We start from the raw sequence: 13,398 nt of genomic DNA, 5'->3' as shown, positions 1-13,398 counted from the left end.
CGTGCCCGCACCTGACGTCGACGTCGCCCTCCGAGACCTGCGCGAGGGATCGCGCGCCTGGGTCGCGCTGACCCTCTCGCAGCGGGCTCGCCTTCTCGACCGCGTGCATGCGAGCATCAGCGACGCCGCCCCCGAGTGGGCTGCGGCGGCCGCGCGATCGAAGGGCCTCGACGCCGGCCACCCGCTCCGTGGCGAGGAGTGGCTCTCGGGTCCGTACGGCGCGATCGAACTCGTCGACGCCCTGGCCGCCACCCTCCGCCGTCTGGCACGGGGCGGCAATCCTCTCGACGGGGTGCGCGTCACCCCCGCCCCCGGGGGCCGGGTGCGGATCGACGCCTTCCCGCTCCGCGCGATCGACGCGCTGCTGCTGTCGGGGTTCACCGGCGAGGTGTGGCTGAGACCGGGCGTCACCGAGGCCGAGGCTCGGGAGAGGGCGGGTCTCGCACAGCGATCCCCCGGCGCCCCCGGCGGGGTGGGGCTCGTGCTCGGCGCCGGAAACGTCACCTCGATCCCGGTCGCCGACGTGCTGTACGAACTGTTCGCCCACAACCGCGTGGTGATGCTGAAGCTGAATCCGACGCAGGAGACGCTGCTGCCGGTGTTCACCCGCGCGCTCGCCCCGCTCATCGAGCCGGGGTTCCTGCGCGTGATCGCCGGCGGGCCCGAGGTGGGCGCCGCCCTCACTGCGCACCCCGGCGTCGATCACGTGCACATCACCGGGTCCGCGGCGACGTTCGAGCGGATCGTGTGGGGTGACGGGCCGCAGGCCCGCCGCCGGCGACGCGAGAACCGTCCCGCGCTGAAGAAGCCGATCACGGCCGAGCTCGGCGGGGTCTCGCCGATCATCGTGGTGCCCGGGCGATGGTCGGCTGCCGACATCCGGTATCAGGCCGAGCACATCGTGACCATGCGACTGCAGAACGCCGGGCACAACTGCATCGCCGGGCAGGTCGTGCTCCTCAGTCGCGACTGGCCGCAGCGCGCGCAGTTCGTGGCGGCGCTGCGGCGCGCATACGACGAGGCGACCACGCGCACCCCCTGGTACCCCGGCAGCGCGGAGCGGATGGATGCCGCGGCAGCGGCGTACCCCGACGCCGTCTGGTGCGCCGACGGCACCCGGCTGCTCGTCGAGGCCGATGCGGGAGCCGTGCCCGGACCCATCGAGGAGACCGAGTACTTCGCGCCGGTCCTCGGCGTGATCGCGCTCCCGGGTCTGGGTCAGGAGTTCCTCGACGCCGCGGTCGCGCACGCGAACGAACGGCTGACCGGCACGCTCGGCGCCAACATCCTCATCGATCCGGCGACCGAGGCGGCGCTCGGTGACGGGTTCGAGCGGGCGGTGACCGACCTGCGGTACGGGGCGATCGCGATCAACGCGTGGACGGCCTTCGTCTTCCTCACCCCGACCCTCACCTGGAGCGCGTTCCCCGGGAGCACCCTGCAGGACGTCGGGAGCGGTATCGGCGTCGTGCACAACGCGCTGCTGCTCGACGACGTCGAACGCTCGATCGCCCGCGGGCCGTTCCGACCCTTCCCCCGCTCCCTCACCGCGCTCGTGCGCGGTGGCCGATTCTCGGTGCTGCCGAAGCCGCCGTGGTTCGTGTCGTCGCGCACGGGCGCGACGGTGAGCGAGGGGTTCACCCGGTTCCGGATGCACCGGCGGTGGCCGGCGCTGGGAAAGACCCTGCTGCGGGCGTTCCGGGCCTAGGCGGGGCCGGCGCCGCCGGCGCGGGTTCCGACGCGGATTCAGCCGACGGCGAGGATCACTCCCCACGCCAGCGCGGTCGTCGCCAGAAGGGGGAGGATGCCGGGAGCGTCGGCGTCCGCCGGCCGGAACCAGCCGCGGAACCACACCGCGATCGACAGGGCGAGCACGACGAGGGTGACGATCCGCGTCCCAAGCCCGACGGGGTCGCCGACCAGGCCCCCGCCGATCTGCGCGAACGCGATCAGCCCCCAGGGCACGATGCCGATGACCGCCGCCAGCGCGGCGGGGCGCCGGAGACCTCGGATGACGCGGGACGCGGTGGGGGCGTCGGGGGCGTCGGCGGGTGCGGGGTCGTCGAGGCGGGGGGCGACGAGGGCACCGTCGAGGGCGAGGAGCATCACGGCTCCGGCCGTGAGCGCGTAGAGCGCGACGAGGGTCGTCAGTTCGGTGATGCCGTTCAGCTGGGCGATGAGGAAGACCGCGACGCCCGACAGCTGCGACCACCCGATCCAGGTGACCAGCCGCGCGCGTGTGGCGAGCGGTTCGATGCGCGCGACGGCGGCGTCGACGAGCCCGCCGAAGGCGAGCAGCACCACCGCGGCCCACCCCGCGTGGACAGTCGCGATCGCGACATCCGCTCCCCCCAGCCGGGCGGTGACCTCGCCGGTGGCCGGCATGGCGGTCAGCGTGATGACGACGCCGGCGATGATCGCCTGCACGAGGTACAGGCCTGCGCGAACGAGCCTCATGGGGTCATTCTGCCCGGCCGCGGTCGCCGCGGCGCAGGGGTTGCGAGGTGGCATCGCCATTCCATGACGCCGGCGGAAGCCCGGACGCGAACGAGCCCACCCGATCCGCCCCGCCACCGCGTCCTTGCGAAAGGACGGGCGACGGGGAGGAAAGGGTGGGCTCGACCGGCCGGAACCCCCGGCGAGAGGGGCCCCGGCCCGGCGCGGATTGGGCCGCGCCGGTGTCTTACCGCGTGTTACTCGGCGACGGGGATCGACTGCGCCTCGAGCGTCGAGATCGTGGCCGCCTGGCCCTCCTCGAGCGCCTCGAGCAGCGTGCCGTTGCCCTGCGCGGCGGCCTTGAAGCCGTCGGACACGTCACCGTAGGTCTGCGTCATGGTCGGGCCCCACGTGAAGTTGGGGTCGACCTGGGTCGCGGCCTCGGCGAAGACGTCGTAGATCGGCTGGCCGCCGTAGAACTCCACGCCCTCCTTCAGCACCGGCAGCTCCAGTCCCGCGGTGGTGGCGGGGTAGATCTGCGCGGTCTCGTTGAGCGAGGTGAGGGCCTCTTCCGAGGTGTTCAGCCACAGCGCGAACTTCGCCGCCTCGTAGAGGTGCTCGGTGCCGTTGAAGACCGCGATGGACGAGCCACCCCAGTTGCCGGCCTTCTGGTCACCGGCGTTCCACTGCGGCGCCAGGGCCACCGACCAGTTGCCGGAGGTGTCGGGGGCACCCGAGAGGATCGAGTTCGCGCCCCACACGGCCGAGTTCCAGGTCCAGACCTCACCGGAGTTGTAGGCGTTGTTCCACTCGTCGGTCCAGGCCGGGTAGGTCGAGACGAGGTCGTTCTCGATGAGGTCCTGCCAGTAGTCGGCGACCGTCGTCGACTCCTCGCCGGTGAGGTTCACCGTCCAGGCGTCGCCGTCGTTCTCGAACCACTGACCGCCCGCCTGCCAGACGAAGCCGGCGAACTGGTTGATGTCGCTGTCCGAGAAGTTGGTGATGTAGCCGCCGGCCTCGCGGACCTTCACCGCAGCCTCGCGGTACTCCTCCCACGTGGTCGGAACCTCGATGCCGTTCTGCTCGAACAGGTCGCTGCGGTAGAACAGCGCCATCGGGCCCTGGTCCTGAGGGATGCCGTAGACCTCGTCCTCGGTGCCGAGGGTGACCTGACCCCAGGTCCAGTCGAGGAACTGGTCCTCGGCGGCGAGCACGTCCTCGCATGCACCGAGGTCGACGAGGCCGTCCTGCACGCGGAAGTTCGGCAGCGCGTCGTACTCGATCTGACCGAGGTCGGGGGCGTTGCCGGCCTCGAGCTGGTTGAAGAAGTTCTGGTAGGTGCCGGCGTTGCCCGAAGGGCCCGTCTGCACCTCGACCTGGATGTCGGGGTTCTCCTCGTTCCACATCGCGACGGCATCCTCGATGCCGGGGATCCACGAGGTGAACGTGAGGGTGACATCCTCGCCGGCCGGCTCGCAGGAGGCGGCGTCGCCTCCACTGCCCGACCCTCCGCCGGCCGCACAGCCGGCGACGGCGAGCGCGGACACGGTGAGCAGGGCTGCGGTGGCCGCTCGTTTCGTTGAACGCATTGTTTCCTTCTCTCGGTGGTGGGTGCCCGGGTTGCTGCCCGGGCGGGGGGTTGTCACTTCAGCGCGCCGGTGCCGAGGCCCGTGCGCCAGTACCGCTGAAGCAGCAGGAACGTGATGATCAGGGGGACGATCGACAGCAGCGAACCGACGAGCACGAAGGTGCGCAGCTCGGGGAACTGGTTGATCGTGGAGTTCCAGGCGTAGAGCCCGTAGGTCACCGGGAACAGCTCTTCGCTGCGCAGCATGATCAGCGGCAGGAAGAAGTTGTTCCAGATGGAGACGAACTGGAAGAGGAAGACCGTCACCAGCGCCGGGAACATCAGGCGGATCGACACCGTGAAGAAGGTGCGCACCTCGCCCGCTCCGTCGAGGCGGCTCGCCTCGAGCAGTTCGTCAGGAACGGATGCCTCGGCGAAGACCCGGCTCAGATAGACACCGAACGGGCTGACGATGCTCGGGAGGAAGACCGCCCAGAAGGTGTTGGTCAGCTGCACCTGGCTGAACAGCAGGAACAGCGGCAGCGCGAGAGCGGTGGCGGGCACGAGCACTCCACCGAGGACGACGTTGAAGAGCGTCTCGCGGCCCGGGAACCGGTACTTCGCCAGGGCGTATCCGCACATCGAGGCCAGCAGGGTCGCCACGACGGCGCCCACCCCCGCATACAGCAGGCTGTTCAGCAGCCACCGGAGGTACACCCCGTCGCGGTAGGCCACGAGGGCGCCGACGTTCTCGAAGAACCGGAAGTCGGCGAACCACAGAGGGTTGGTGCTGAACAGGTCGCCGCGGTCTTTCGTGGAGGCGATGAGCAGCCACCAGATCGGCGTGAGGAAGTAGAGGGTGAAGACCCCCATGACGATGAAGGCGGCGGTGCGGGGGATGACGCCCTCGCGGGGTCCGCGACCCACGGCATCCTGTCCGCCGCCCCTCCGGCGGCGCGACGCCGTCGGGTTGACGGCCGTCATCGTGGTCGTCGTGGTCATGACGCCGCCGCCTTCCGCCGGGTGATGCGCAGGAACGTGAACGACAGCACGAAGGTCGCCAGCGCCAGTACTACCGAGAACGCTGCGGCAAGCGACACGTTCGGGATGGAGCTCGTGGCGTAGATCGTCATGTTCGGGGTGTACGTGCTCGTCACCGCCGAGCTGAACGACCGGAAGGTCTGGGGCTCGGCCAGCAGCTGCAGGGTGCCGATGATCGACAGCACCCCGGTGAGGACGAGCGCGGGGCGGATGAGCGGGATCTTGATCGACCACGCGATCCGTGCCTGCCCCGCGCCATCCAGGCGCGCGGCCTCGTAGATGTCGCCGGGGATCGCGAGAAGGGTCGAGTAGATGATCAGCATGTTGTAGCCGACGAACACCCAGGTCACGACGTTCGCAATCGACCACAGCACCAGATCGGACGAGAGGAAGTCGACCTGGCTGGTCACCGCTTCGAAGGGCGACAGGTTCGGCGAGTACAGGAAGCCCCACATGATGGCGGCGATGACGCCGGGCACCGCGTACGGCACGAAGAAAGCCAGGCGGAAGAACTTCTTCCCCCGCAGGAGAGGCGAGTCCAGCAGCAGGGCGAACAGCAGCGCAAGGCCCAGCATGACCGGCACCTGCACGATGCCGAAGAGGAAGACGCGACCGACGGATGACCAGAACTCGGCGTTCTGGAACACCAGCGCGTACTGCGCGAACCCGCCGAAGACCTCGCGAGCCTCGCCGAACGTGCCTTCGCGCTCGACGACGAGCAGCGACTGCCACACCGCGTAACCGATGGGGATGACGTAGAAGAGCGTGAAGACCAGCGCGAACGGCGACACGAAGGCGACGATCGCCCACGGGTTCTGCACGCGGGGTCGCTTGCGCTTCTGCACCGGCGCGTCGGGCGCCGCGGCCGCGCCGGCGACGCCGGCGATGGGTGGCGAAGTGGTCATGCCGTCTCCTCTGTCGGCTGCTCACGGATGACACGGACGCCGCCGGCCGGAACGACGAGCGTTCCGGTCACGCGGCTCTGGGTCACGAGGTCATCGCCGACCGCGTCGATCTCGACGGGCCGATCGGTGTTGTTGATGACGAAACGGTAGGCGCGGTCGTCGCCGTGACGGCGGATGACCTCGACGCCGCGTCCTGCACCGGGCTCTGCGGTGACCCCCGCCGCTGCGGCGGCGGTCTCGAGCAGAGCGCGCAGCGCCGGTGCCTCCAGCAGCGTCGCGACGTACCACGCGTCGCCGGTCCCGGCCGCCCCGGCGGTGCGCCGGGTGATCGCCGGCAGACCCGCCGACGGCCCGTCTGCGAAACGTGCCACGACGGCGGCGTCGGTCACCGACATCCGCTCGGTCCACATCGTCGCCGTCGCACCGCTGTCGAGGGTGACGGTGGTTCCCGGCAGGACGGGGGCGAACTCCTCGACGCGGACGCCGAGCAGGTCGCGCCACGCACCGGGGTGACCGCCCGGGCGGACCCGGTCGTTCTCATCGACGATGCCGCTGTAGAAGGTGACGACGACGTGGGTTCCGGTCGCGGCGGCGCCGTCGAGGGCACGCGCGTCGGCGTCGGAGACGAGATGCAGGCCCGGCACGACCACGAGGCGGTAGCGCGAGAGGTCAGCACCCGGGCGCACGACGTCGACGGTGTGGCCGAGGTCGCGGAGCGCTGCGTACATCGCATGCACCTGGTCGAGGTAGCCGAGCGCGTGGTTCGGGCGGTTCTCGGCGTCGGCGGCCCACCAGGATTCCCAGCTGAAGAGCATCGCGACGTCGGCCGTGACGGTGGTGCCCGCGACCTCGTCGAGGCGACCGATCAGAGCGCCCAGCTCTCGCACCTCGCGCCAGAGAGCGCTGTCGGTGCCGGCGTGGGGAAGGAGGGCCGAATGGAACTTCTCCGAGCCCTGGAGCGAGGCGCGCCACTGGAAGTAGCAGACGGCGTCGGCGCCGCGCGCGACGTGCGACAGCGAGTCGCGGGTCATCTGACCGGGTGCCTTGGCGAGGTTCACGGGCTGCCAGTTCACCGCACCGGTGGAGTGCTCCATGAGCAGCCAGGGCTCGCCGCCCGCGAGCCCGCGGGTGAGGTCGGCGGTGAACGCGAGCTCGGCGAGCGGGTCGGCCAGTCGGGAGTCGATGTAATGGTCGTTGGCGATGACGTCCATCTCGGGCGCCCAGGTCCAGTAGTCGAGGGCGTCGATGTGGGCGGTCACCATGAAGTTGGTGGTGACGGGGATGTCGCTGTGGCGACGGATCACGTCGCGCTCGGCCCGGTAGTGGGCGAGCACCTCGTCGCTGCAGAAGCGGCGGTAGTCCAAGACCTGCCCCGGGTTGCGCGTGGAGACGGTGCGCAGCGGGGTGAGGATCTCGTCGAAGTCGCTGTAGCGCTGACTCCAGAAGCTCGTCCCCCAGGCGGCGTTCAGCGCGTCGATGGTGCGGTACCTCGCCTGCAGCCACCGGCGGAAGGCACGGGTCGACTCGGCGCAGTGGCATTCGGCGTTGTGACACCCGAGCTCGTTGGAGACGTGCCACAGGGCGACCGCGGGGTGCGCGCCGTAGCGTGCGGCGACGGCCTCGACCAGCGCGAGCGCGTACCGGCGGAACACCGGGGAGCTCGGGCACCAGGCCTGGCGACCACCGGGATAACGGGTGGTGCCGTCATCCATCACCGGCAGGATCTCAGGATGCCGCGTGGTCAGCCACGGCGGTGGAGACGAGGTGCCGGTGCCGAGGTTCACGCGGATGCCGTTCTCGTGCAGCAGCGCGACGACCTCGTCGAGCTCATCGAAGCGGAAGGCGCCGTCGGGCCCCTGGAGGGCCGACCAGCCGAAGACGTTGATCGCGACCAGATCGACCCCGGCTTCGCGCATCAGGGCGACGTCTTCGCGCCACACCTCGGGCGTCCACTGCTCGGGGTTGTAGTCGCAGCCGAAGGCGACACCCTGGTGCGCGAAGCGCGGGTGAGCCGGCGACGCATCGATCTCGGTGAGAAGCGCGTCGTCGCTCTGCGGGGGGAGCGTCGTTGCGAGGTGGTCCACGGATCTCCAGAAGTGAGGGTGCTGTCCGACGTGCTGTGTGAACGTGCACAGTTTCTCGGACGACAACTCCTCGTCGAGAGTCTGTGAACGTACACACACTGACATTCCCGCGGGCCGGCTGTCAAGCAGAAAGTCGAACGGCGGGGGCTACAGTGGCCTCGTGACCACTCCGCCCGTGCGCCCCAAACGTGCGACCGTGCACGATGTTGCGCTGGAGGCCGGGGTGTCGCGCGGCACGGTCAGCCGGTACGTCAACGGCGACCGCTACGTCTCCGCCACCGCGCGCGAGGCGATCGAGGCGGCCATCGCGAAGGTCGGCTACGTGCCGAACACCGCGGCGCGCAACCTCGTGATGCAGCGGAGCCAGGCGGTCGGTTTCATCGTGCACGAACCGCACTCGCTGTTCATCGAAGATCCGAACATCGGCGAGATCCTGCTGGGGGCCAACGCCGCCCTCTCCGAGGCCGATCATCAGATGGCCGTGCTCATCGCCGACACCGGCCGCGACACCGACCGCGTCGCCCGCTACCTCTCCGGTGGCTTCGTCGACGGGGTCATCATCGTCTCGGCTCGAGCGAACGACCCCATCACGCGGGTCGTGGAGCGGCTTCAGCTGCCGGCGGCGTACGTGGGCCACCCTCCCGGCGCGTCCTCGGCCTCGTTCGTCGTCATCGACAATCGCGGTTCGGCCCGCGCGATCACCTCGCGCCTGAGGAAGACGGGCCGCCGACGGATCGGCATGATCGCCGCGGCGCTGGACCGCGACTCGGGGTCCGACCGCCTCGCGGGTTTCCGCGAGGCGCTCGGCGAGCAGTTCGACGACCGCCTCGTCGAGCCGGTGCCGCTGTACTCGTACTCGGCGGGGAGAGAGGGCATGCAGGCGCTGCTGGCGCGCGCACCCGACATCGACGGCATCTTCGCGGCATCCGATGCGGTGGCCGCCGGAGCGGTGGAAGCCCTGCGCGCGGCCGGACGCCGGGTGCCCGAGGATGTCGGCGTGGTCGGCTTCGACGATTCGGCGTGGGCGCGGCGCACCCTGCCCGCGCTGTCGACCGTGCGCCAGCCCGCAGCGGGGCTCGGCGCCGAGGCGGCGCGGCTGGTCCTCGATCGCATCGGCGGCGCCCCCGGGGGTGCCGAGGTGATGCTCGAGTGCGAGACGGTGTGGCGGGAATCGGCATGAACCTCGACGACAGCACCCTCGCGGCACGCGTGCTCGAAGCACGGCTGGAGGTGCGGCATCCGTCCCCGCTGAAGCGCGCGGCGAAATACGTCGGCGCATTCGCGCTGGCCGTCATGGGCGGCGGCGACGACCTCGCCGCCCCGACGTTCGACCTGGTGGTGGTGCGCTCCGACAGCGACGCACCGGTGCTCCGCGTGAACGCCGGAACCGATGCCGAGGCGAGCCGCCTGCTCGAGACGGTGCGGCGCGACCTCGGCGAGAAGACCGTGCGCGACTTCTTCGCCGAGTGGCGGCTGCTCGACGCCTGACCTCCGCGTCCGCTCCCCTCCACCCCCCGCTCCCGCACCGGCACTGCACCTGCGGAGAATCGCGCGGACTTCGGACGCGGCGCCCGGGGCAGCTCCGAGGTCGGCGCGCATCTCCGAAGCTCGTCACGCGCCGGCCAGGCGGCGCCGGTAGGCGGCGGGCGGCTCGCCGCAGCGGTCGCGGAACCGCGCGTAGAACTGGCTCTGCGACCGGAAGCCCGCGGCGAAGCCGACCTCGGCGATCGGCAGGTCGGTGGTCAGCAGCAGCCGCTGGGCCCGCGCAACCCGGCACTGCAGCAGGTACTCGCCGACCGTGATGCCGAGCGCCCGCCGGAACAGCGTCATCGCATACTGCGGGTGCAGGTGCACGTGGCGGGCCACGTCGTCGACCCGGATGTCGTCGGCGGCACGCTCGGAGATGAAGGCCGCCATCGCGCCGGCGGCTCCCTTCACCCCCGGATGCCCCGGGGCGACCTCCGTGCGACGGGCGGCGATGCGACGCAGGAGCGCTTCGACTTCGAGCTCGGCCGGGCGTCGCTCGGGGTCGGCGGGATCACGCGCCAGCGCATCGGTCCACAGCTCCGCCCGTGGGGCGAGCGCGAGCCCCGCCTGCTCCGAGACGAGCACGAGGTCACCGGCCAAGAGCGATCCGATGAACCCGCCCGGCAACGACCAGCCGAGCGCCACCCCGAGCGGCACGGTGACCCAGCTCACCTCGTCGACGGCGGTGACCAGCCGGTGTGGCCGGGCCGCCCAGAACACCCCGAGGCTTCCCGCCGGGATCGTGGCCTGCCTCCCGTCGATGAGGTAGACCAGCGGCGAGGGCGAGGCGTTGACCTCGAGGTCGTCGTGCCGGTGCGCGGCGAACATCGCCGGCACCGCTCCTCGGAACGAGGCCAACCCGAACCACTCCGGCCGGTCGTCTGGCATGCTCATGATCCCGGAATTCTCCCATGCATCTCGGGAAGTCCTGCGGTGGACTCCTCCCGTAGCGTCCTTTGCATGACCGACACCACACTGACCGCCACCCCCGTCGCGCCGACGCGCGCGTGGCACCTCACCCCGGAAGAGATCGCCTTCTTCGACGCGAACGGGTACCTGATCCTTCGCGACCGGATCCCCACTCCGCTGCTGGAGCGTCTTCGCGCGGCATCCGATGCCTGGATGACCCAGGGCCGCGCTCTGGGTCCCGATCACCCCGACGCGGGGGACTACGCGTGGGCGAACCGGGGCGGGCAGAAGCGCATGTTCCGCGTGGACTACCTCCACAACAAGGCCCAGTCCGCGTCGCTGGAACTTCTCGGCAGCCCCGCCGTGCTCGGCATCGCCGAGAGCCTCGCGGGCGAGAACTTCGTGCCGACGTACGAGTCGCTGGTGTTCAAAGACGCCGGAGACGGCGCCGCCATCGACTGGCACCAGGATGCGGTGCACCCCCGCACCCACCGCATCTTCAACATCGACGTCTACCTCGACGCCTCGCGCGCCGGGGAGGGCGCCCTCCGGGTGGCTCCCGGCTCGCACCGCGCCCCCGTCGACGTCTGCCAGCTGCAGGAGGAGTACGGCTGGGATGCACCCGGCGTCATCCAGGTCGAGCTGAACCCCGGCGACGTGCTCGTGCACGACGTGATGATCGTCCACGGGTCGGAGGCCGTGACCGGGAATCGCCTGCGCCGGACGATCTACTACGAATTCCGCGCCGCAGAGCAGATCCTCAGCGAGGGGCCCTGGGATGCCGAGTGGGTCGACCGGCGCCTGCGCCTCGTGCCGCTGGGCCTGCGCGAACACGCCCGGCAGAATCCCGACACCGAGGCCTTCGACTGGCGGATCTCCCCCGAACTCGCCCCCGCGGTCGGCGAGGACGACGCCGCCGAGCTGCGCATCGCGCACGTGGTGCACTCGCCGGGGTCGTACTGCAGCGCCGGGAGCGTGCCTTTCACCGCGTGAGGCTCAGTCGGTGACGTCTGTCGATGCGGGCACGTCGAGGGTCGCGAACCGGTCGGTCGCTGCGCGCAGCGCAGCGGCGATCCCCGGCTCCGAGGCGGCGTGCCCGGCGTCGTCGACGATCACCAGATCGGCCTCCGGCCACGCCCGGTGCAGGTCCCACGCCGTCATCACCGGCGTGCAGACGTCGTACCGGCCTTGGACGATCACACCCGGGATGTCGCGGAGCGCCGTCGCGCCGCGGATCAGCTGCTCCTGGGTGAACCATCCGCCGTGCATGAAGAAGTGGTTCTCGATGCGGGCGAAGGCGGTCGCTGCGACCTCGTCCGTCATCGTGTCGACGAGGTCGGCGTCGGGTCTGAGGGTGAGGGTCGCCGCCTCCCAGCGGGTCCACGCCTTGGCCGCCGGCACGTGGACGGCCGGGTCGGGGTCGGAGAGCCGGCGGCAGTACGCCTCGATCATGCGGGAACGCTCGAGCACCGGGATCGGGGCGAGGTAGTCCTCCCAGAGGTCGGGGAAGATCGCCGCCGCCCCACCCTCGTAGAACCACTCCAGCTCGTGCGGGCGCAGGGTGAAGACACCGCGAAGCACCACCTCGGTGACCGCGTGGGGGTGGGTCTCGGCATACGCCAGGGCCAGCGCACTCCCCCATGATCCGCCGAAGACCTGCCACCGTGTGATCCCGAGGTTGCGGCGCAGCAGCTCGATGTCGGCGACGAGATGCCAGGTGGTGTTGAAGCGAAGGTCGGCATCGGGCGCCGACGCGTGCGGGGTGCTGCGGCCGCAGCCGCGCTGGTCGAAGAGCACGATGCGGTAGCGCTCGGGGTCGAAGAACCGGCGGTGCCACGGCGATGTCCCGGCGCCCGGGCCCCCGTGGAGGAACACCACGGGCTTGCCGTCGGGGTTGCCGCTCTCCTCCCAGTACACGCGGTTGCCGTCGCCGACGAGGAGCTCGCCCGTCGCGTACGGCTCGATCGCCGGATAGAGGATGCCGTCGAGGTGCGCGGGACCGCTGCTCACAGTTCGCTCCCCGAGACCGCGAAGGTGTCGCACGCACTGACCCCGCCCTGGTAACCGGCGGCGAACCACCGCTGCCGCTGCTCGCTCGACCCGTGCGTCCAGCTCTCGGGATTGACCGGCGCCCCGGCCTCCTGCTGGATGTGGTCGTCGCCGACCGTGGCCGCGGCGTTCAGGGCGTCGGTGACCTGGGTACCGGTCGGCTCGAGGAGGAACGGCACCCCGTTCTCGTCGACGTACTCGGTCATCGCCGCGACCCACGCCCCGGCGAAGCAGTCGGCCTGCAGCTCGATCCGCACGCCGTTGCTGTCGGGGCCGGTGCCGTTGTCGGGGTTCTGCTGCGTGATGCCGGTGATGTTCTGCACATGGTGGCCGTACTCATGCGCGAGCACGTAGAGCTGCGCGAGCTCGCCGGCGCTCGCGCCGAAGCGTTCCCGCAGCAGCCCGAAGAAGGTGGGGTCGATGTACACCGTCTCCTCGGGCGGGCAGTAGAACGGCCCCGTCGCGTTCGAAGCGGTGCCGCACGCCGACGATGTGGACTGGTCGACGATGATCAGCTGCGGCTGACGGTAGCCCTCGACCTGCTCGGCCCAGTACTGGTCGAGCACGAGCGATCCCGCCGCCAGGCGGCATGCGTCGTTGCGGTTGGCGTCGGCGCCGGTCTCGCACGATGCGATCTCACTGCCCTCGCCGCCGGAGACGCCGGGCACGCCGCCACCGCCCAGGAGGCCGGAGAAGTCTCCCCCCGTGAACAGGTTCAGCAGCAGGACGGCGATCGCACCGATGCCGGCCACACCGCCTCCGGCGAGAACGAGTCCGCCGCCGCGTCGTCGCGCCGTGTTCCCGCCGATCTGGGCGTTCTCATTGAACGTCATCTGCTCACGGTACCGCTCCGAACGCCTCCCTCACGGGACGACGCCGC

At 70.7% G+C, this 13,398-nt stretch carries 12 protein-coding genes; 4 read left to right on the top strand and 8 right to left on the bottom strand.

Annotated features, from left to right (window positions below):
• Position 1 precedes the first annotated feature (1 nt).
• Positions 2-1,708, top strand: coding sequence for an aldehyde dehydrogenase family protein (locus V6S02_RS12460; RefSeq protein WP_336401105.1), 1,707 nt, complete (start codon positions 2-4; stop codon positions 1,706-1,708).
• Positions 1,709-1,746: 38 nt separating this feature from the next.
• Here the strand turns inward: V6S02_RS12460 and V6S02_RS12455 are convergent, their stop codons facing one another.
• The 5 genes from V6S02_RS12455 to V6S02_RS12435 form a co-directional block, all read right to left on the bottom strand.
• Positions 1,747-2,457: a hypothetical protein gene (locus tag V6S02_RS12455; RefSeq protein WP_336401104.1), complete on the bottom strand. Its 711-nt coding sequence runs from the start codon at positions 2,455-2,457 to the stop codon at positions 1,747-1,749.
• Positions 2,458-2,693: 236 nt separating this feature from the next.
• Positions 2,694-4,025 carry an ABC transporter substrate-binding protein gene (locus V6S02_RS12450; RefSeq protein WP_124292175.1) on the bottom strand — a complete coding sequence of 444 codons (1,332 nt, stop codon included), beginning with the start codon at positions 4,023-4,025 and terminating at the stop codon, positions 2,694-2,696.
• A gap of 53 nt (positions 4,026-4,078) precedes the next feature.
• Entirely contained in the window at positions 4,079-5,005 is a 927-nt protein-coding gene (locus V6S02_RS12445) for a carbohydrate ABC transporter permease (protein ID WP_240638757.1), read from the bottom strand.
• On the bottom strand, positions 5,002-5,949 hold the full coding sequence (locus tag V6S02_RS12440; RefSeq protein WP_336401103.1) for a carbohydrate ABC transporter permease: 948 nt from the start codon (positions 5,947-5,949) through the stop codon (positions 5,002-5,004). The genes V6S02_RS12445 and V6S02_RS12440 overlap by 4 nt, the downstream gene beginning before the upstream one ends.
• Complete coding sequence (locus tag V6S02_RS12435; RefSeq protein WP_336401660.1) at positions 5,946-7,976, bottom strand: beta-galactosidase; 2,031 nt, start codon at positions 7,974-7,976, stop codon at positions 5,946-5,948. Before V6S02_RS12435 ends, V6S02_RS12440 begins: the two co-directional genes overlap by 4 nt.
• A 217-nt stretch (positions 7,977-8,193) precedes the next feature.
• Here V6S02_RS12435 and V6S02_RS12430 point away from each other — a divergent pair, with 217 nt between their 5' ends.
• Together V6S02_RS12430 and V6S02_RS12425 are read left to right on the top strand one after the other, a co-directional pair.
• Positions 8,194-9,213, top strand: a complete 1,020-nt coding sequence (locus V6S02_RS12430) for a LacI family DNA-binding transcriptional regulator (RefSeq protein WP_124292172.1) — start codon at positions 8,194-8,196, stop codon at positions 9,211-9,213.
• A complete protein-coding gene (locus V6S02_RS12425; RefSeq protein ID WP_124292171.1) occupies positions 9,210-9,521 on the top strand; it encodes a hypothetical protein in 312 nt (103 codons plus the stop codon). The genes V6S02_RS12430 and V6S02_RS12425 overlap by 4 nt, the downstream gene beginning before the upstream one ends.
• Positions 9,522-9,644: 123 nt before the next feature.
• Here V6S02_RS12425 and V6S02_RS12420 read toward each other — a convergent pair whose 3' ends face one another.
• Complete coding sequence (locus V6S02_RS12420) at positions 9,645-10,454, bottom strand: helix-turn-helix domain-containing protein (protein ID WP_336401102.1); 810 nt, start codon at positions 10,452-10,454, stop codon at positions 9,645-9,647.
• Positions 10,455-10,520: 66 nt separating this feature from the next.
• Here V6S02_RS12420 and V6S02_RS12415 point away from each other — a divergent pair, with 66 nt between their 5' ends.
• On the top strand, positions 10,521-11,462 hold the full coding sequence (locus V6S02_RS12415; protein ID WP_336401101.1) for a phytanoyl-CoA dioxygenase family protein: 942 nt from the start codon (positions 10,521-10,523) through the stop codon (positions 11,460-11,462).
• 3 nt (positions 11,463-11,465) lie between these two features.
• Here the strand turns inward: V6S02_RS12415 and pip are convergent, their stop codons facing one another.
• Both pip and ypfJ read right to left on the bottom strand, forming a co-directional pair.
• A complete protein-coding gene (pip, locus tag V6S02_RS12410) occupies positions 11,466-12,479 on the bottom strand; it encodes a prolyl aminopeptidase (RefSeq protein ID WP_336401100.1) in 1,014 nt (337 codons plus the stop codon).
• Complete coding sequence (gene ypfJ / locus V6S02_RS12405) at positions 12,476-13,351, bottom strand: KPN_02809 family neutral zinc metallopeptidase (protein ID WP_124292169.1); 876 nt, start codon at positions 13,349-13,351, stop codon at positions 12,476-12,478. Before ypfJ ends, pip begins: the two co-directional genes overlap by 4 nt.
• Positions 13,352-13,398: the final 47 nt, after the last annotated feature.

Origin of the sequence: Microbacterium sp. CCNWLW134 (genome assembly GCF_037083565.1) — a bacterium.
GTDB lineage: Bacteria > Actinomycetota > Actinomycetes > Actinomycetales > Microbacteriaceae > Microbacterium.
This window is presented reverse-complemented; position numbering and strand designations above follow the sequence as displayed.